Genomic DNA, 19,501 nt, shown 5'->3' on the forward strand with positions numbered 1-19,501 from the left:
TTTAACATATTAATTGAATTATTTTTCTTTAAAACTGCTTAAACTGCTTAAATCACGAACTTTCTTGCCCCAAAACTGGAAATAGTCCGTTCTGATAGAACCGTTGTACAACTTTCTGCGCTTAGTTGCCTTTTGACCATAATATTTTTCAAATTCCAGGTCCGACGTTAGAAAATATTTTGACCAACTTGTTAAGGGTTTAAATGTCTTACCCATTTGTCGGTAAAGTTCATGAGCCCGAGTTGCATCACTCATTCGTTGACCATAAGGGGGATTGCCAACAATTACACCGTTTACCTTATCTGTTTTGAAATCAGCCACTGCCAACTGTTTGAACTGAATATCATCCAATAAGCCGACCTCTTCAGCGTTTCGTTTTGAAATTTCGATCATATTACCGTCAATGTCACTGGCAGAAATATCAAGCTCGGTATCGTAGTCTGCTTTGGCATCAGCTTCATCACGGACGTGTTGAACCATATCTGCATCAATCCATGGCCATTGTTCGCATATAAAGTCCCTGTTAAAGCCCGGGGCAATATTTCGACCAATTAGTGCGGCTTCGATTGGAATTGTCCCAGAACCGCAGAATGGGTCTAAAAACGGCACATCTGGGTACCAGTTTGTCAGCATAACCAAGGCAGCCGCCATATTCTCTTTTAAGGGTGCTTCCCCTTTTTCCACCCGGTATCCCCGCTTGAACAAGCTGGCACCAGTTGTGTTCAATGTTAACATCACATGATCCTTGCTAATGGCAACTTCTAACGGAAATTCAGCCCCCGTTTCTGGTAATCTTGTGTGACGGTGATAAGCGGTACTCAATTCGTTGACAATCGCTTTTTTAACAATCGCTTGTGAGTCAGGAACACTGTGCAGCTTGGAGTTCTTTGACCGCCCTTCGACTGGAAAGGCAGCGTCCATCGGCAACATCTTGTCCCATGCAATGGCAGTCGTTTGTTCAAATAACTCGTCGAAAGTCTGGGCATCAAATTCATCAATCACAATCTTGATCTTATCTGCAGTTCTCAACCACAAATTGGTTTTAATAATATCTTCTTCTGTGCCTTCAAATCGTGCCCGGCCATTTTCAACTTGGACATCGTAACCAAGATCTCTGAGTTCTTTACCAACCAGTGCCTCAATTCCTGCAGCACAAGTTGCAATTAAATTAAATTTCATTGATGTTCATCTCGTTTCTAGTTTTGTGTAACAAAAAAGTGGGAGCAAGCTCCCACCCAACCTGTTTGGTGTAAATCCCTATAAGCCATGTTTTGTGCTTACTTTATCCCAGGACGATAAAGCAAGTAGTAATCATCTATCTGAGAAGTCACAAGGACCTCTCCCCCACACTTGGTTCATTTACCGTGTGTGAAGCTCCCCTACCAAAGTTTGGGTTTCCCGCTCGAGGGGTTTACCGCGTTCCATCAACATAGTTTCCTACATTGTTCGTCACTGTGGCACCTTAGGGAACAAACAGCATAGCAAAGCCTTAGCTGCTGATTCCGCCGTAACTCAATTAAGAGTCCCCCGGCTTATTTTTTCACCGAGCACGAACACTACAGGCATCTCAGCCTGTGCGAGAATGGACTTTCCTCAGCCGTAATAATACGACCGCAATTACTCAGGATTTACACCAGATGTTATCAAATTACTTGAAACTAAAGTCTATGGGAGTCATTGGCATTATTATCTAACTGAGACCCAAATACTCGCCGTTCCAAATTGGATAAACGTTTTAGAATGTCCATATTAGTTGCGCTGGACATTGGCTGGCTGGCAGTAGTAGCCCGACTTGGCGCGACACCAGCAGTTGGAAGTGGTTGAGTACCAGAAACGGCAATCTGCTTGTTCAGTTCATCGACCTGAACCTTAAGCCGTTCATTTTCGTCGCTCAATTCTTGCAATTGCTTATTAAAGGCCTCGTAATCTTTGATTATATTGTCCAAAAAGCTATCGACATCATTGGGATCATAGCCCCGCATCTTTTGTCGAAATTCTTTTTGAAGAATATCTTTCGGAGTATAATTAATGTTTTCCATACTATTGGGTACACCTCATCTTTAATTTGCAACAAACCAATAAAATAATATCATAGTTTAGTTGTCTTGGGAACCATTATTTAAGTTTTCTTGATATTCATCTGCAGCCGCCTGCAAATCATCGAAAGTGATTAATTTGTACGGATACGGATGATTCTCAGCAAACTTTTTAATTTTGTCGAAATCGTATTGAGTTTTTCCAGGATTATCTAAATCATATATCAAGATTGCCTGGTCTGTATGGGTTAACATAAATTCTTGATAATTTCTTAATTGTTCTGGCGAAGTATAGGGCTTTTGACTCACCTCGGCAGAAAAATCTACGAGACTTTTAATCTTGGCAAATTTCTCCTGATTAGCCGCGTTCCAATTACTGCCAAATTCCAAAAATGGGAGCATCATCGCGGTTTGAAATTCGCCCGGGTAATCTTTCTTCAAATCAGTCCCAACCCTTAACGCCCACTGTTCAACGCCAAGCTGACCACCAGAAATAACCCAGTCAGTTCCATCTATAATTGCTTGAACCAGTTCAGTCTTTAACACTGAATCAATTACTTTTAGTTTAGGATCATCGTCCTTGAAGATCCCTAATTCATAGCTTCGGTAGCCAGTTATCCACAAGCGGCTCAAAGTATCACCCTTACAATAAAATATTTTCATTAATACCCACTCTTGATATAATAACATTATTATGATTATTCTTTCCAAATTTGCAGTACAATGTAACTATTCATAATCAAAAAGGAAGCTTTCAGTTCATGACTATTAGATACCCCAATGGCAATCAATTTTACGAACAACCGGCCTCTACGAATGAACACAACGACGCCATTGATTTTTCAAATCGAGGAATGACGCTAGAAGATGAGATTAATAAAAGCAATACCTATTACCTGAATAATGGAATTGCGGTCATTCACAAGAAACCGACTCCCATTCAAATTGTTTCCGTGGATTATCCCAAGCGAAGTGCCGCCAGAATCAACGAGGCTTATTTTCGGCGCTCTTCAACGACCGACTATAACGGCGTTTACAAAGGCCGCTACATCGACTTCGATGCCAAAGAAACCAAGAATCGGACATCGTTTCCTTTAAAGAATTTTCATAAACATCAAGTGGAACATATGAGACAATGTTTAAAGCAACAAGGTATTTGTTTTGCGGTCATCAAATTTGTGAATGACCAATCCGTTTTTGTTCTCAAAGCAACCACGCTAATTGACTACTGGGATAACCAGGATTCAGGAGGTCGAAAATCCATTCCAAGAAAAGTCATCGAAGAAACCGGCTTTTTAGTTCCATATAGAATTAACCCACTGCTTCCCTATTTGCGGGCGGTTGATTCAATCATTGACTAAGATACGAAGGAGAACTCTATGTCACAGAATAGTCCTAAGTCTCGTGCCGAACGTCGACGCGGACGCCAGTTTACCAAGAAAAAAGGACCGTTTAAAAGAATTTTAAAGTATCTTTTAATTTTCTTCGGCCTGATCATTTTGTTCGGTGCGGGTTTGTTTACTTTTTACGCATCCAGTGCCCCACAGATTACCCGTTCTGCCCTTTCAAGTGATAATTCGACCAAGTTTTATGATGCAAATGGTCATGTAATTTCCAGATTGGGCAGTCAAAACCGGGATTACGTGAAATCCAAGAAAATTCCAAAAACACTGAAGCAAGCTGTCGTTTCAATTGAGGACCGCCGATTTTACAAACATGGTGGTGTTGACCCGATTAGAATTATGGGGGCTGCCATTTCAAACGTTACCGGGTCTTCCCTGGGTCTTCAAGGTGGCAGTACGTTAACCCAACAATTAGTTAAATTATCAGTCTTTTCAACTGCTGCCAGTGATCGAACTTTAAAGCGAAAAGCCCAAGAAGCTTGGCTGGCCATTAAAGTTGAACGACACTATTCCAAGAGTCAAATCTTAGAATTCTATATTAATAAAGTGTATATGGGCAATGGCGTCTATGGGATGCAAACGGCGGCTGAGTTCTATTATAATAAGACTCTTGATCACCTGACATTACCAGAATTTGCCATGTTAGCCGGGATGCCACAGTCCCCGACCCTATACAATCCTTATAAGTATCCAAAATACGCGACTGAACGACGTAATGAAGTCCTCAATGCAATGGTTAAAAACAAAGTGATCACGGAACAACAGGCACAAAATGCAAAGAACATCAGCGTTCAACGCAACCTGTCAAAAACACATGCCAAAGCCAAAACTTCTGAAAAAACGTCCAAATATATCGATTCCTATCTCAAACAGACAATAGAAGAGCTTCATGATAAAGGCTACAAAACAAATAGTGGCTTGAAAGTTTACACGAATTTAGACTTAAATGCCCAAAAGAAGCTGTACAATGTCGCAAATGGCACCTCTTCAGGAATTGTTTATCCAAGTAATCGATTCCAGCTTGGGGCAACCTTAGTCAATCCCAACAATGGTAAAGTCCTTGCCATGCAAGGTGGTAGAAAAATTAAAGTCGCTTTCGGGTTAAACCGAGCCGTTCAAACCGGCCGATCCTCAGGCTCAACTGCCAAGCCAATTATGGATTATGGTCCTGCAATCCAGTACCTTAAGTATCCGACCTATCAACCGGTCAAAGATACCCCGTACACTTATGCCGGCTCTGACAAATCTGTGATGGACTTTGATAATAAATACCAAGGAACAATCACGATGCGAAAAGCATTAGTTGAATCGCGGAATATTCCGGCAATCCGTACTTTGGAAAATGTCGGCGTCCCTCGAGCGACTAAATTCCTCAAAAATTTGGGAATGTCATTCAGTAAACCACTTGAACTTCAAAACGGGATTGGCCTGTATATCTCATCAGAACAGTTAGCGGCTTCCTATGCAGCTTTCTCAAACGGTGGAACGTATTATAAACCCTACCTGATCCGAAAAGTAACCCAAGTCAATGGCGTTACTCACAAGTACCACAGTCAGGGCAAACGGGCGATGTCCCCTGCCACTGCATTCATGATCACGAATATGCTCAAAGGGGTTATGACAGATTCAAATGGGTCTGGAACCGCCGCTAAAGTCTCTGGATTATTTGAAGCCGGGAAAACTGGTACTACGCAATATCCTGACGACTACATTAACCAAGTTCCTTCAGATTCGTCAATGGATTCGTGGTTCTCTGGATTTACCAAAAATTATTCACTCGCGATTTGGACTGGATATGATCATCAATTCAAAGCCAACTCCTATATTTCACCAACAGAAACAACGATTGCCCAGCAGATCTATAAATCAGTTATGAGTTATATCTCACAAGATAAACCAAATACTGATTGGACCAAGCCGGACGATGTTGTGGCAACCACCCGTGGCGGTCAAACTGAATATTATGTTGCTGGCTATCCGGGCACAGTTGCGGACAATAGTTCAAGTCAGACAACTAGTGGTTACACGGTCGACCGGGGCAGCGATTCCAGCAACACCACTGTTACACAGCCACGAAGTAACGAAAGCTCAGAACGAAGTGACCGAACAACTGAATCGTCTGAAACACCAACAACTCAGGAACCAAGCGGTGACGGCTCTGGAAATGATAATGCCAATTCATCTTCGGCATCTTCAGATTCAAGTGCTGGCGGTAGTAGTGATACCAGCAATAATACTGATAACAATACAACCCCAGATAATAATGCCGGAACTGATACGAACGGAAATCAAACCAATCCATAGAAAAGATTGTCTCTACGCCAAGGTGCTGTTTGCCTTGGCGTTATTTTTGTCTAAATGCATGCGAATTAGTTCCGAAAAAGGACAACCATTCCAAGAAAACAGGAATGGTTGCCCTTTTCATCAAATTCCGGGATCAAACTGTAAAATGTCCCAGTTTTAAAATCTAATAAACGGATTATTTTTGTTCGGAATTTCCAGACAAATCAATAAACGGAATTTTGGGTCCTTTGTATCTGGCCGGGGCCTCATTATCAGCTGATTTACGTTGATGCTGATAGGCTTCTACCTGTTGAGGTGACCTTAGGTTCTTTTTCTCCCAGCTCACCAAAATTCGGTCCATATATTTCAGGTTGTAAACTTGACTTAAAACTGCCTCTTTTAAAGCTAATTGAATGATTTCTGGGGTGTAATGGTCTATATCCAGCCATTGACTAATCGTTTCCATCTCCAGAGGTGATAGCGTTCGACCAAATTCTTTCTCGATGCTTTCAAAAACGGCTTGCCGCTCGTTTACTTTAACAGGTTGAGCGGTTTGCTGATCTTGCTCATGTTCAGCTGACTTAAGAATCCCCAATTTGTCATACATCTGCGTGAAGTCATAAGCATCGACTTTTTGACCTTCAATGCTTAATTGGGTAATAGCAGCCAACTTTTTCTCGATCATTTGGTGAAACAAGTTAAAAAGCTGCTGTTCGCTCAACCCCGTCTGTCGTTGTAAATCACCAATTTCAGGCATTGGAACAATTAAGTCATGATTTCCCTTTATTAACAGATATATCAGTAGTTCTTCATTGCTAAGGCCAATTCGGCGATAATTTTTTAACAGATCGTTATTAACGGTTGTTTGACCCTCGTTGAGAAGTTCGCGTGCGTAATCATCCAATCAAATTACCTCACTCTCAATTTAACAAATTCTAATTTATGGGTAAATCCGGTTCAACAATCTTGGGAATGGAATGGCTTCTCGAACATGATCCTCGCCAGTTAACCAGGTCAGGCAGCGCTCGAGGCCAAGCCCGAATCCAGCGTGAGGAACACTTCCGTATTTTCGAAGATCCAAATACCAGGAATACTCTTTCGGATCAAGATCGTGTTTAACAATTTGATCATACAAATAATCATAATCGGTTGCCCGTTCTGAACCACCAATGATCTCGCCATAACCTTCAGGTGCTAATAAGTCAGCACAGATCACGACATCATCCCTGGTTGGATGCGGCTTCATATAAAACGCCTTAATGGCTTTAGGATAATTCAACACAAATACAGGTTGGTTGAATTGGTCGGCCAGGTAAGTTTCTTCCGGTGATCCAAAGTCAACGCCCCATTCAAGGTCGAAACCACCCTTTTTAAGCATATCAATTGCCTCATCATAACTAATTCTTGGATAAGGAAGGACTGTATACTTCTTAAGGGTGTCGATATCACGATCAAGTGTTTGCAGCTCATGCTTACAATTTTCGATCACTCGGGTAACCAAATAAGCAATGTACCGTTCTTGAATCTCCAAGCTTTGTTCTTGATGCATAAAGGCCATTTCGGGTTCAATCATCCAGAATTCAATTAAATGACGCCGTGTTTTGGACTTTTCAGCTCTAAATGTAGGTCCAAATGAAAACACCTTACCAAATGCCTCAGCACCGGCCTCTTCATATAACTGGCCACTTTGGGATAGATAAGCATCCCGATCAAAATACTCGGTATGGAATAAAGTTGTGGTGCCTTCAGGTGCGCTACCAGTCAAGATCGGCGCATCAATTTTAACGAAGCCCTCATTGTAGAAAAAGTCATAACTGGCCTTGATCACTTCATTTCGAATCCGCATCACAGCGTTTGGGCGGCTGGACCGCAACCAAAGATGACGATGATCCATCAAAAAATCAACCCCGTGTTCCTTAGGCGTGATGGGATAATCGTGGGTTTCAGAAACCACTTCAATTGTTTCAACTTCGATCTCGTAACCAAACTTTGAGCGGCTATCTTCATGAATAATCCCAGTAATCCACATACTGGTTTCCTGTTTAACTTCCTTGGCTATTTCAAAAGTTTCAGGAGAAACATTGTTCTTAACCACAACCCCTTGGAAAAACGCAGTTCCATCCCGTAATTGCAGAAACGCAATCTTTCCACTAGATCGTTTATTGGTGAGCCAAACGCCCATCTTCACTTTTTCGTTCACATACTTGGGTGCATCGACCATACTAATCTGCTTCACTACTAATTCCTCCAGACAACTCTTTCTCTAAATATTGATCCATAAATGCTTTAATTCTGGTAATGCCAATCTTCAAATCATTCAAGCTGGTTGCATAACTGATTCGTAAATAACCAGGCATTCCAAATGCAGAACCATCCACGACCGCAACGTGGGCCTCATTCAATAAACAAGCGACGAGTTGTTCGGAACTTGTCACCCCAACTAACCGCATAGCGTCAATGACCTTTGGAAACAGATAAAAAGCTCCCTGTGGCTTTTCAGCAACTTCAAAGCCAGGGATTTCGTTGACTAATGGATACACGGTATTGAGGCGGTCCTCAAACGATTGCCGCATATTTTCAACATCCGCTTGATCTGATTGAAGCGCGGTGATTGCTGCATATTGACTAACTGTTGCAGGATTTCCTGTCATGTGGGATAACACGGAATTGACCTGTGAGATTAACTCAGTTGACCCGGCAATATAGCCTATCCGCCAACCAGTCATTGAATAAGCCTTTGAAACCCCGTTCACTAAAATGGTTGATTGGGCAATCCGACCACCTAATTGGATTGGGGAATAAAACCGGTTATTATTATAAATTAATTTGCCATAAATATCATCAGAAATAATCACGATCCCGTGATTAACTGCCCAATTGCCGATGTCTTCCAGCTCGTTGCTCGAATAGATGGTTCCTGTGGGATTCTGCGGCGTGTTAATCACCAACAGCTTTGAATGGGCATTAACTACACAATCCAAAGTTTCTGGGGAAATTTTGAAATGATCGTTGGTTTCAACCATCACAGGTTTGCCACCAGCCAAAATAACCTGCTCTTGATAGCTCACCCAGCTGGGTTTAGGCATCAAAACTTCATCGCCTGGGTCAACCAATACCTGCATCAAAGCATACAAAGCGGTTTTAGCACCACAAGTGATACTAATTTGGTCGGATGAATAGTTGGTCCCATAATCAATATTGGTCCGATCAGCGGCGGCTTGCTTGAGGTCATCTAATCCACTAGCCGGCGTATAAAAACTGGTTTTTCCAGTTCGAATGGCTTCGATTGCCTCATCAGTGATCACGGTGGGGGTTTTGAAGTCTGGCTCACCAATACTGAGATTGATCACATCAATCCCGTTTCGAACCATTTGTTTAGCCCGATTCGAGACCCCAATTGTTGCAGAGGGGGTGATGTGCTTGATCCGTTTTGAAAATTTCATATTAATTTCCCTTCAGTTAGTTTAGATGTTGTTAATTGATCGATAGACATTGCCGGTTTTGAAATTCAACGTGGCAAAGCACAAATTGTTGCTGGAATTTAAATAGCTGACCACCCAATATGGTTTACCCTTGATAAGTGTCAAACTAATACTATTGATTTTTTTCGGAGATTTCTTCTCTTGGACAACATTTCGAATCGCATCAACGGATAAGCCGCTGCTTTGGTTGACCACAGTGATTGTTCCGCCTTTCTTGGCAATAATGACATAAATCTTTTTGCCCTTATTATCAGTTCCAGCGACCGAATAGTACGTTTTATTCAGATTAGACGAATAAAACGAGCTCACCGTCGTCAACCCGGCGTACTTCTTAGCCATCGATACTGTTTGGCTTCTCGCAGTCCTCATCGGTTTTTCAGCTTGGTGAAAAATAATAAAAACGGAGAAAAGCAGGACCAGAATAACAGATGTGACAATCCATGACACTTTTACTTTTGATTGTTTTTTAATGCGACGCTGCCTTTGCATAATGTTTTCCTTTCACATCAGTATTGTTATTTATTATAGCAAATAACCGCACTATTTGAGACGTTCTAGGCCTTGCTTTCGAAAAATTTAACCATATCGGCAATGCATTCATTGATATCGCCCCTCACAATTGGGATCTCATTGCGTAAATTGGCAAGAACGATACTACCGTAACGTTTCGTCAATAGTCGTGGATCAAGGATAAAGATCGTCCCAAAATCATCCCTGGTACGCAGTAGTCGTCCCATGCCTTGTCGCAGCCGTAACGTCGCTTTTGGCAGCGTGATACTGTAAAATGGATTTTTACCCTTACTGCGTTCGATCGAATACAAAGCATGGTTATAAGGATCTGCCGGTGTGTCAAATGGCAGTTGAGCCACCACCAAATTTTCAAGCAAATGCCTTGGAAAATCAACTCCCTGCCAGAAAGTATTTGCTCCAAGTAAGATTGCCGGTTCGTGATGAACAAATTGCTTGCTGATCTTAGTGGCAGTCCCATGAACCCCCTGAGCCAAGACAAAGTGATTAGCTGTGAAGCCACTTTCTTGAAGCATTCGGTAAGTGCGTTCAATTGCGTTCAACGAATTGAACAGCACCAAGGTTTGCCGGGGCCCTTTTCGATAAATTGCTTCAATATTGTTGGCAGTTTGCTGCAAATAGGTATCCGAGTTAGTCGCAAACTTCCCATCGTTCTCACCTGTGACCAAGTAAAGTCGTGCTTGATCAGCCGGGTTAAAATCACTTTTTAGCCGTTTAACCGCAGATTTTTGCCGGTCAATTCCCAGTAAATCATAAATAAACTGGGAGCGTCGTGATGAGAAAATAGTTGCTCCCGTGAAGGTCGTCGGTTCAAACGAGGAATAAATGTGATCATTCAAATAGTCTTCAGTCTTTAAGATTCCCCGGTTCAAATTCAAACTATTCACGTCTTTCGCATGGTTAATCGTAATCCAAGTGACATGCTGTTCAATGGAATGATCATCGACATCGATAATTTCTAACATCTGAGCGAGTCGATCATTAAAATCATTATAATTCTCAAAGAACGAATAGATCGCCATAAAATCCTGATTGGTAAATGAATCTGAAGTATTATCAACTTCTCGATTCAGCTTAACCAACAGATCATCAGTATGATCTTTCAATCCCCGGAGCCGCTGAATCAATGCTTGATTGGCTTTAGTTGCATCCTTCATTTCAGTAATCGGAATTAATCGTTCAAAAAAATCAACGTTGCGATGAAGCTTTTTGTGATTAACAACTTGATCATAAAAGGTACGAATGATCGCATTCACCAGTTCTTTAATTGCTTCAAGCTGGCTTTCCAGTTGATCGGTCAAGTCGCCCAAGATGGCATTGCTGGCAACGATATCGCGAATATTCTCGCCGTGGCTTTGGTTAATACTGGCAAGAATCTTATTGATTGCCGAAATTAGCGATAAAGGTTTAATCTTTTCTTGATTATTTCGGATCGCCGTCTCAGCAAATTGCTGGGTCTCGTCAATCAAAAGATACGGTTTAGCTGGTAAGGCTTTAAAATACTGCCAATTTTTAATCAAATACGTGTGGTTAACAATAACAAACTCAGCCGTTTCGGCTCGGCGCAAATTGTAACGGAGAAAATCATCTTGGTAAAAGGGTTCATTGGGATCCAACCACTTCACGCCGGTGTGCTGAATTTTCCAAACAAATGGCGTCTGGTCAACATTCAAATGCAATTCATCTAAATCACCTGTTGTGGTAATCGTCAGCCAAACGAGCATCTGGGCTTTGATAAATGGGGTTTGATTCGAATTATCCGGCACAAATAAGAGATTTCGGAATTTATAGAGATCCAAATAATGTCTGGATCCTTTCAAAGTGACGCTGCGAACGTTAAAGGGCAGTTCTTGGTTCAGCATTGGCAGTGTTTGGTTTTGTAATTGAAATTGTAAATAAGTGGTCGACGTGCTGATCACAACCGGCTTCTTAGGAGTTGCAAGGTATGAAAATGGCAAACAATAGCCTAAACTTTTACCAATTCCAGTCGGGGCTTCGATCACCATTGTCTTAGCTGAATGATGAGCCTGGTCCGCGTAATTGTTGTAGATCAAGTTCATCATCTTGTTTTGCTCAAGCCGTGATTCCAATTGATCAGGCAATACTTTGGATTTAGCTTTGCGGGTTTTGGGGTATTTTGCCCCCGGCTGGCGGACATCCACGTTGTCAGCAACTTCCCGCCGGCGAATCACCAGCCCGGATGACAATTTTAAGTATGCAGGCAGTTCCCGTTTTCGGGAGTTCTTTTGATTCACTTCGTTTGCGTCCAGAAAGACTTTCAGTGTATCCTGTGGCAATGACGGACTGACATTAACGATCTGTTCCAAAGTAATACTTGGCAATTCTTTAATTTGCCGCAATAAAATGAGTAATAATTTGGCGGTTGCCAAAGCATCGCTGTCAGCCGTGTGGGGATGGTCATGCTCAATATTAAAGTAGGCACTGAGGTCCTGCAGACGATAACTTGACAACGTTGGCAAGAGAATCTGACTTAACGTAACCGTATCAATCGCTTCAATTTGAAGTTCGGGATATCCCACCCGCTGGAATTCAGCATTTAAAAATGGGAAATCAAAATTAACGTTATGCGCCACAAACACAGTCCCGCTCAACAAACCATAAAGTTTAGCAGCTACTTGATCAAACGTTGGGGCCTTTTTTAAGCGATCATTGTCAATTCCCGTTAACTGGACAATCCGGTTGGGAACCTCGCACTGCGGATTAATGTCGGTCACGAAGGTATCAATTATTTTATTGTCTGAAACCAAACAGCAGCTGAATTGGATGGTCCGGTTATCTGCTGCTAGGTCAGTCCCGGTCGTTTCAATGTCAACAACTGCGAAAGTTGTTTTTGAATTCATAGTGTTCACCAATCTCATGAATATCGTGATTTTTCTTAAAGGTTCACTAACTTTAATAATACTACAAGCTCAATGTGATAATCTACCACATAAAATGACTTCTAATTTTTATAAAACTCTAAAAATATGATGAAAAGCTTCTTCCAACGGTTAATTATGATAAAATTGGAATGTTTGAAAGTGAGCGGATAAAGATTGAAAGAAAAAGCAACCGGCACAAGTTATGCAAAAATTATTTTTTTCGGGGAACATAGTGTGGTTTATGGAAAGCCGGCCATTGCCATTCCCCTCTATTCGGTTGATGTAAATGTCGCCATCAGATTAACGGCCATCGGGCAAACAATCCATTGCAGATACTTCGATGGACCGATTTCTGAAATGAACGACAACCTCAAAGGCGTTGGCGTCTTAATTCAACGGCTATTAAGCCGATTTCATGCGCCTGATCTACCATTTGAACTCTCAATCACCAGCAAAGTTCCTTCAGAACGGGGAATGGGCTCGTCTGCAGCTACTGCAGTGGCACTGGTTCGCGGCTTTTTTAACCTTTTCGAAAAGCCACTGACTCGAGCAAAATTACTGGAATTAGCTGATATTGAGGAAAAAATTACGCATGGCAATCCAAGTGGTTTGGATGCTGCAACGGCTAGTTCGGAAGCACCCATTTGGTTTATTAAAAATCAAATTAATGAGCAAATTGAATTTCATAGTTCTGACCTGTGCCTGGTTATCGCCGACAGTGGTCTTAAAGGTAAAACCAGCGAGGCAGTTTCATTGGTTCATAACAACGTTGTCGAAGACGCCGAAATGGCCATTCCAATGATCGATCAACTCGGACAAATTGCCAATACAGCCAGAGATGCGTTGGCCGATTCAGATGAAGAATTACTAGGAACATTAATGAACCACAGCCAGTTGAACCTTGCACAATTGGGTGTTAGCACCAAGACGCTCGATAAATTTTGCCAAATTGCAGTCGCTAATAAGGCTCTCGGTGCCAAGCTTACTGGCAGCGGTCTCGGCGGCTGTATGATCGCTTTGGCCCGCAATCAACGGGATGCCCAAGTAATTTCCACCAAGCTTCGCCAAGCCGGTGCAACTCAAACTTGGATCCAATCATTCAAAAATTACGAATTTTCTACGGGAGAACGTCATGACAACCTTGTCAAATGATCCAGTGAGGGCCTTAGCCCATACCAACATTGCCCTGATTAAATATTGGGGGAAAAAAGATGAGCAGCTCATCATTCCTTACACGAGTAGCTTATCACTGACCCTTGACCAATTTTATACAGAAACTTCAGTTCGATTTGATCAATCACTGTCAGCAGACAAAGTTGAGATCGACGGTGCCGCTGTTTCGGGGAAAAGTTGGCAGCGGGTCCATGATTTTCTAACCGTGGTTCGCCAGCTTGCCGGAATCAATGCCGCCGCCGAGGTGATATCCCTTAATCACGTACCAATTGCCGCCGGGTTGGCTTCCTCTGCGTCCGCATTTGCTGCGTTGGCTGCAGCCGCCAGCAGAGCAGCCGGGCTTCAATTGGCATCAAAAGATCTTTCCCGACTTGCCCGCCGGGGTTCAGGCTCAGCTTGCCGTTCCATTTTTGGTGGCTTTGTTGAATGGCAACGTGGCCATGATGACACAGATTCATACGCTTCCCCCCTTCAGCAGACTGGCTTGAAGGACATTTCAGTCATTGCCCTCACCGTTGAAAGTAAGCCGAAATCGATTTCCAGTCGGGAAGGCATGAATCGATCAGTCACCACTTCCCCCTACTATCCGACTTGGGTCAATGTTGCTCAAAATGATTTGGTAGATATCAAGTTGGCAATCGCTGCAAACGATTTTACCAAGTTTGGGACGATCAGCGAATTGAATGCGATGCGAATGCATGCTTTGACGCTCAGTGCGGCACCGGATTTTATGTATTTCAACGGCGAGACCCTAACGGCCATGAACCTCGTAAAGCGTTTAAGACATCAAGGCATTGAATGCTACTATACGATCGATGCCGGCCCAAACGTTAAAGTCATCTGCCAGCAAGCAAACAAACCGCAGATCGTGGACGCATTTACTAAACTACTGGGACCAAAACGAGTCACCACGTTGAAAGCGGGTCCCGGTGTTCAATATTTATAACCAGAAAGGAAATGATCGGTTGATTACGGTCAAAGCTCCAGGAAAATTATACATTGCAGGAGAATATGCGGTGGTCGAGACTGGCTACCCTTCTATTATTGTGGCATTGAACCAATTTGTAACCGTAGAAATTTCTCAGAGCAAATCTTATGGCAGTATCGTTTCCAAACAATATCGTGATGATTCAGTTCTTTGGCGTCGTCAAGGTGACCAAATGATCTTGGATAATCGTGATAATACCTTTAATTACATAATTTCAGCCATCCGCCTGACTGAGGAATATGCCCAAGCACTCGGCCGGCCGATGGAGCTTTATGATCTACGAGTCAATAGCGATCTTGATAGCCCAAACGGTAAAAAATACGGCTTGGGTTCATCAGCTGCCGTGACCGTTGCAACGGTTAAAGGCCTATGTCAATTTTACAAATTGCCACTGACCAAGAGCCAATTGTTTAAATTATCCGCAATTGCCCATTTAGACGTTCAAGGTAATGGTTCATTAGGCGACATTGCCGCCAGTGTATACGGCGGTTGGATTGCCTACTGGTCATTTGACCGTGATTGGTTATTGGCTGCTCGGACCCAACAAAGTTTAACTGAATTGGTTAACCAGCCTTGGCCATCTTTAAAGATCACCCAATTAACCCAACCTGATAACCTTCGATTGATTATCGGCTGGACCGGAACGCCAGCATCAACCTCTCACTTGGTTGATAAGGTGGCCATTCAGAAAAGTCGGCAACACCAAATTTATGCCGAATTCCTTCGGGACAGCAAAAACTGCCTTGAAGACTTAATCCAAGGATTTAAGGATGGCAGCTTGGAACGCATCAAGGCGGGAATTAAACGCAACCGGGAAATTTTGCAGCAACTTGCAGACTTTACCAAAGTTGCAATTGAAACCCCAACTTTAAAAAAGATGTGCGACATTGCTGTGGAAAATACCGCTGCTGCTAAGTCCTCTGGTGCCGGTGGTGGTGATTGTGGGATCGTTGTAATCGATAAGCAAGTCAATGTCGATTCAATGATCGAGCGCTGGAAAGAAAACGGCATCACCCGGCTCGCACTCAATGTGCACCCGGTTATCGACCTGAATAAGGAGTAAATTATGATTTCAAAACACTCACATCGAAAAGATGAACACGTTTCATTAGCCGAGAAATTTTATCGGGATGATGTCGATTCTTTTGATGACCTCCGTTTTGTCAATGCTGGACTGCCAAGTGTTTCTCTTGATGAGATTAATTTATCAACGCACCTTGGACCCGTCAAATTACCAACCCCATTTTATTTGGAGGCAATTTCTGGCGGCAGCGAATATACCAAAAAAATTAATGCCACTCTTGCTGCCATTGCCGCTCAAACCGGTATTGCAATGGCAGTCGGGTCTCAAAGTGTGGCATTGAGTGATCCATCTTTAAGGGATACATTTAAGATTGTCCGCCAAGTGAATCCGGACGGCCCCATCTTTGCCAATATTGGTGCTAATCGTTCCGTTACAGATGCATTAGCTGCAGTCAAGATGATTTCAGCGGACGCTCTAGAAGTTCACATTAATACGGCCCAAGAGTTGATTATGCCTGAGGGAGATCGAGAATTTCATTTTACTGAAAACATTGCTGAAATCATCGCCAAACTTCAAGTTCCGGTCATCGTTAAAGAAGTTGGCTTCGGGATTAGTCAAGAAACGATTCATCAATTAATCAATATGGGTGTTAAATATATCAACGTCAGTGGTCGTGGCGGAACGGATTTTGCCAAGATTGAAAATTTTCGCCGGCATTCAAAAGATATGGGTTACCTTGAAAACTGGGGATTAACGACGACAGAATCCTTATTGGAAAGCCGGCAATTCCAGAATCAAGCAACAATGATTGCCTCTGGGGGCATTAAGTCGCCACTAGATGTTGCTAAGTGCCTTGCGCTGGGAAGTTCAGCAGTTGGCGTTGCCGGTTATTTTCTTAATCAGGTTATCAAACATGACAAACAAGAAGTTATTGAGACCATCAATAACTGGAAATACGGTTTAAAAGCAATCATGTTAATGCAAAATTGTCACACGATTAGTGAGTTAAAAAGCAAAAAAATGATTTTATCCCCTCAATTGATGTCATATATGCAACAACGACATCTCAGCTACTAAAAACAAGCTAACAACAAGCGGCAAAGGATTTATCAATGCAAGTTGGTTTCACATTTTGATACTGATAGAACTTGCGACAAATGGCTGATTCCTGCCATTTAAACCAAAGAAGCAATGCATTCCAAAAATCAGAATGCATTGCTTCTTTTGGCTAAAATTCTAGGCTCAAACCGTCTATCGTCCGTATTTTAGATTGTTCTGTTATACGTTAAATCTTAACCCCTTAGGAAAGAAATTCTTGGCGGTCCCATTCACAACCTTTACAAACCCAACTGGGAGGCTCTCACACACGATTTGATACCATCCCTTCATTAATTCTCGATCAACTTGGAAAGTATCACCATGAACGTATTTAGCCCAATCTTCATCATTAATGTTAATGGTGTGTTTTAACTCGCCCGGTTTCAATGCCAGGGCAAGTGCATAGCTGGGTTCAAACCGCTTCTTTTTGAACGTCCCCAATTTCAATCCTAACCGCACAATTTTAATGCCATCTAAATTAGGCGTGATTTCCGGAACAGCATATAAGTCATCTTTAAAGCTAACCAACCGACCAAATGAAACCGAGTTCAGCGTTTCTTTCTTAAACGCCTGCCAGAGTTGCTGCTGATCACGGGATAGATCAGAAATATTCCGACTAATCTTAACAGGACGATCACGCGTCTCCTTGTCGACGGGGTTGCCCAACTTTCTTAACTTCGCAATGAAGTGCCCTTCCCCCTTAAAATGATGGGGGAAAATTCGGACACAGTTCCGTAATGCTTCGTTACCATCGGCCCACTCTGGAATTCCAGAGTCCATCCCCGGATATTTCTTGACTGGTAAAATTTCGAAATCATAATTGGTGACTAACCAAGAAATGATTTGTTCGTCTTCTTCTGGGGCGAAGGTGCAAGTTGAATAAATAAGCTCCCCGCCAGGCCGCAAATTCTTAACGGCAGCGGCTAAAATTGTTCGCTGGCGGGTTGCACATTCTGTTGGATAATCCTTGTTCCAATATTGGACAGCGTCAGGATCCTTACGAAACATTCCTTCCCCCGAACACGGCGCATCCACCAACAATCGATCAAAATAACCAGGCAACTTTTCAGCCAAAGCATCGGGATTAGTGTTCGTGACAATCGTATTGGTAAACGAAAAGCGTTCGACATTCTCAACGAGGACTTTCGCCCGTTTGGAATCAATTTCGTTGGCAACAAGCAATCCTGTATTCTGCAAATAACTGCCCAAGTGAGTTGTTTTTCCACCCGGCGCCGCGCATAAATCAAGCACTTTTTCATTCGGTTGGGGATGAGCAACTTCCCCAACATACATAGCGCTGGGTTCTTGACTATAAACTGCCCCTGCTTGGTGGCCAATGCTTTTTCCGCTAACAGTTCCGCGGTACCCAAATTGGCAATGGTCGGTCGGATAACGATAATCCAAATCTTTAGGCTTCACATTCTTTAATGGATTGAGTCGGAAACCGTGATTAGCCGGTTCTGAGAAACTTGCAATAAATTTGTCAGCTTCCGGCTTGCCCATTAATTTTTGATACTTGTTAATAAAGTCAGTAGGTAAATCCATTCTTATCTTCCTTTTCGGTGTCAATGATTGACGAAGTATTAATAATCAGATAACATAAAGCAATACGTAATTAAAGGAGTGAGCATCATTACAAAGAAACTAATTGCGCTTGATTTAGATGGGACGACGTTGAATAACGACGGCAAAATCAGCCCTCAAACCAAAACAACAATCAATCAGGCAGTTAAAGCCGGTTGTGTTGTGAGTCTGGTTACTGGTCGTCCTAACCGAATATCTGAAAACTTTTATGATGAACTTAATTTAAATACACCAATGATTAATTTTAATGGTAACCTTGGCATTTTACCACATCAACAGTGGCCTCGCGAATATCAGTACACAATCGACAAAGAAATTGTGATGGAGCTGCTTGAAAAGAGCCAAGAACTTGGCCTGTCATTAATTGCTGTAGAAGGGCGGAATCTATTTTTAGCCAATCACGGGCTGAAAAGTGGCTTTGGCTTCTTCCCGAGCACTTTGAAAACCAACCAAATTCTGAGTCAGCAAAGCTTAAAAGACAACCCAATCAGCATCACCGTTGAAGTTAAGCCCGAGTTAAAGGCTGGCTTGATTGATTTCATTAAGAATCAATTTGGCGACCAAGTAGAAGTATCGCCTTGGGGTGGCCCCCATCCCATCGTCGAAATCGCAACAAAAGGCGTCCACAAGTCAACTGGCCTCAAATTTCTAGCTGATTATTATGGCATCTTGCAACGCGATATTATTGCGTTCGGTGACGAAAGCAACGACGCTACCATGATGGCGTTTGCTGGAACAGGCGTCGCCATGAAAAATGCCAACTCACAAATTAAAGAATTGGCGGACGACGTCACGGAGTACACGAATGAGAACGACGGCGTTGCCCGTTATTTACAAGAACATTTAGATTTGGCAGTCAACCAATAATTACCATTAGTAACCGTTGATAAAAAGGGCATCAAGGATCAAATTTTATTGATAATTTAGACAGCAATATAATTCCAAAGATTACGCAAATAGCGCGGTCATTCTATTTTTTGAATGCTTGCGCTATTTGCGTACATGGCAGTAAGTCCACCA

16 protein-coding genes and 1 other RNA gene are annotated in these 19,501 nt (G+C 42.5%); 7 read left to right on the forward strand and 10 right to left on the reverse strand.

The features are described from left to right. Window positions 1-18: 18 nt before the first annotated feature. The 4 genes from FD12_RS09010 to FD12_RS09020 form a co-directional block, all read right to left on the reverse strand. A complete protein-coding gene (locus FD12_RS09010) occupies window positions 19-1,179 on the reverse strand; it encodes a THUMP domain-containing class I SAM-dependent RNA methyltransferase (RefSeq protein WP_054746638.1) in 1,161 nt (386 codons plus the stop codon). 76 nt (window positions 1,180-1,255) lie between these two features. Beyond that, window positions 1,256-1,629: RNase P RNA component class B (gene rnpB / locus FD12_RS13655), an RNA gene on the reverse strand. Window positions 1,630-1,658: 29 nt separating this feature from the next. Beyond that, complete coding sequence (gene gpsB / locus FD12_RS09015; protein ID WP_054746637.1) at window positions 1,659-2,039, reverse strand: cell division regulator GpsB; 381 nt, start codon at window positions 2,037-2,039, stop codon at window positions 1,659-1,661. Between the two features lie 57 nt (window positions 2,040-2,096). Then, window positions 2,097-2,669: an SLOG family protein gene (locus FD12_RS09020; RefSeq protein ID WP_186825925.1), complete on the reverse strand. Its 573-nt coding sequence runs from the start codon at window positions 2,667-2,669 to the stop codon at window positions 2,097-2,099. Between the two features lie 128 nt (window positions 2,670-2,797). Here FD12_RS09020 and recU point away from each other — a divergent pair, with 128 nt between their 5' ends. Both recU and FD12_RS09030 read left to right on the forward strand, forming a co-directional pair. Continuing rightward, entirely contained in the window at window positions 2,798-3,397 is a 600-nt protein-coding gene (gene recU, locus FD12_RS09025) for a Holliday junction resolvase RecU (protein WP_056982746.1), read from the forward strand. A gap of 18 nt (window positions 3,398-3,415) precedes the next feature. Continuing rightward, window positions 3,416-5,743, forward strand: a complete 2,328-nt coding sequence (locus tag FD12_RS09030; protein WP_054746635.1) for a PBP1A family penicillin-binding protein — start codon at window positions 3,416-3,418, stop codon at window positions 5,741-5,743. Window positions 5,744-5,918: 175 nt separating this feature from the next. Here FD12_RS09030 and FD12_RS09035 read toward each other — a convergent pair whose 3' ends face one another. The 5 genes from FD12_RS09035 to FD12_RS09055 form a co-directional block, all read right to left on the reverse strand. Beyond that, window positions 5,919-6,626 carry a DnaD domain-containing protein gene (locus FD12_RS09035; RefSeq protein ID WP_056982748.1) on the reverse strand — a complete coding sequence of 236 codons (708 nt, stop codon included), beginning with the start codon at window positions 6,624-6,626 and terminating at the stop codon, window positions 5,919-5,921. 36 nt (window positions 6,627-6,662) lie between these two features. Beyond that, a complete protein-coding gene (asnS, locus tag FD12_RS09040; protein WP_056982750.1) occupies window positions 6,663-7,958 on the reverse strand; it encodes an asparagine--tRNA ligase in 1,296 nt (431 codons plus the stop codon). Then, window positions 7,945-9,165 (reverse strand): pyridoxal phosphate-dependent aminotransferase, encoded by a 1,221-nt coding sequence (locus FD12_RS09045; RefSeq protein WP_056982753.1) that lies wholly within the window; start codon window positions 9,163-9,165, stop codon window positions 7,945-7,947. The genes asnS and FD12_RS09045 overlap by 14 nt, the downstream gene beginning before the upstream one ends. Window positions 9,166-9,186: 21 nt before the next feature. After that, window positions 9,187-9,573, reverse strand: a complete 387-nt coding sequence (locus FD12_RS09050; RefSeq protein WP_225427235.1) for a cell wall elongation regulator TseB-like domain-containing protein — start codon at window positions 9,571-9,573, stop codon at window positions 9,187-9,189. Window positions 9,574-9,758: 185 nt separating this feature from the next. Then, window positions 9,759-12,593, reverse strand: a complete 2,835-nt coding sequence (locus tag FD12_RS09055) for a helicase C-terminal domain-containing protein (protein ID WP_056982758.1) — start codon at window positions 12,591-12,593, stop codon at window positions 9,759-9,761. Between the two features lie 195 nt (window positions 12,594-12,788). Here FD12_RS09055 and mvk point away from each other — a divergent pair, with 195 nt between their 5' ends. Genes mvk through fni form a run of 4 tightly spaced genes read left to right on the forward strand, consistent with a single transcriptional unit; the run spans window position 12,789 to window position 16,876 of the window. Further along, complete coding sequence (mvk, locus tag FD12_RS09060) at window positions 12,789-13,766, forward strand: mevalonate kinase (RefSeq protein WP_054746634.1); 978 nt, start codon at window positions 12,789-12,791, stop codon at window positions 13,764-13,766. Continuing rightward, window positions 13,747-14,733: a diphosphomevalonate decarboxylase gene (mvaD, locus tag FD12_RS09065; protein WP_056982759.1), complete on the forward strand. Its 987-nt coding sequence runs from the start codon at window positions 13,747-13,749 to the stop codon at window positions 14,731-14,733. The genes mvk and mvaD overlap by 20 nt, the downstream gene beginning before the upstream one ends. 19 nt (window positions 14,734-14,752) lie before the next feature. Beyond that, window positions 14,753-15,838, forward strand: coding sequence for a phosphomevalonate kinase (locus tag FD12_RS09070; RefSeq protein WP_056983119.1), 1,086 nt, complete (start codon window positions 14,753-14,755; stop codon window positions 15,836-15,838). Between the two features lie 3 nt (window positions 15,839-15,841). Beyond that, window positions 15,842-16,876, forward strand: coding sequence for a type 2 isopentenyl-diphosphate Delta-isomerase (gene fni / locus FD12_RS09075; protein ID WP_056982761.1), 1,035 nt, complete (start codon window positions 15,842-15,844; stop codon window positions 16,874-16,876). Window positions 16,877-17,077: 201 nt separating this feature from the next. Here the strand turns inward: fni and FD12_RS09080 are convergent, their stop codons facing one another. Beyond that, entirely contained in the window at window positions 17,078-18,442 is a 1,365-nt protein-coding gene (locus tag FD12_RS09080; protein WP_054746633.1) for an RsmF rRNA methyltransferase first C-terminal domain-containing protein, read from the reverse strand. Between the two features lie 78 nt (window positions 18,443-18,520). On the opposite strand from FD12_RS09080, the gene FD12_RS09085 reads away from it, so the two are divergent. Continuing rightward, window positions 18,521-19,348, forward strand: a complete 828-nt coding sequence (locus tag FD12_RS09085) for a Cof-type HAD-IIB family hydrolase (RefSeq protein ID WP_054746632.1) — start codon at window positions 18,521-18,523, stop codon at window positions 19,346-19,348. Window positions 19,349-19,501 lie beyond the last annotated feature (153 nt).

The organism is Lentilactobacillus rapi DSM 19907 = JCM 15042 (genome assembly GCF_001436255.1).
Taxonomy (GTDB): domain Bacteria; phylum Bacillota; class Bacilli; order Lactobacillales; family Lactobacillaceae; genus Lentilactobacillus; species Lentilactobacillus rapi.

What these genes read in the sequence shown, in the direction of transcription:
- mvaD (WP_056982759.1), top strand. Translation starts at nt 13,747, where the DNA reads ATGACAACCTTGTCAAATGATCCAGTGAGGGCCTTAGCCCATACCAAC.
- FD12_RS09080 (WP_054746633.1), bottom strand. Translation starts at nt 18,442, where the DNA reads ATGGATTTACCTACTGACTTTATTAACAAGTATCAAAAATTAATGGGC.
- fni (WP_056982761.1), top strand. Translation starts at nt 15,842, where the DNA reads ATGATTTCAAAACACTCACATCGAAAAGATGAACACGTTTCATTAGCC.
- FD12_RS09010 (WP_054746638.1), bottom strand. Translation starts at nt 1,179, where the DNA reads ATGAAATTTAATTTAATTGCAACTTGTGCTGCAGGAATTGAGGCACTG.
- FD12_RS09050 (WP_225427235.1), bottom strand. Translation starts at nt 9,573, where the DNA reads ATGAGGACTGCGAGAAGCCAAACAGTATCGATGGCTAAGAAGTACGCC.
- FD12_RS09055 (WP_056982758.1), bottom strand. Translation starts at nt 12,593, where the DNA reads ATGAATTCAAAAACAACTTTCGCAGTTGTTGACATTGAAACGACCGGG.
- gpsB (WP_054746637.1), bottom strand. Translation starts at nt 2,039, where the DNA reads ATGGAAAACATTAATTATACTCCGAAAGATATTCTTCAAAAAGAATTT.
- FD12_RS09030 (WP_054746635.1), top strand. Translation starts at nt 3,416, where the DNA reads ATGTCACAGAATAGTCCTAAGTCTCGTGCCGAACGTCGACGCGGACGC.
- FD12_RS09045 (WP_056982753.1), bottom strand. Translation starts at nt 9,165, where the DNA reads ATGAAATTTTCAAAACGGATCAAGCACATCACCCCCTCTGCAACAATT.
- recU (WP_056982746.1), top strand. Translation starts at nt 2,798, where the DNA reads ATGACTATTAGATACCCCAATGGCAATCAATTTTACGAACAACCGGCC.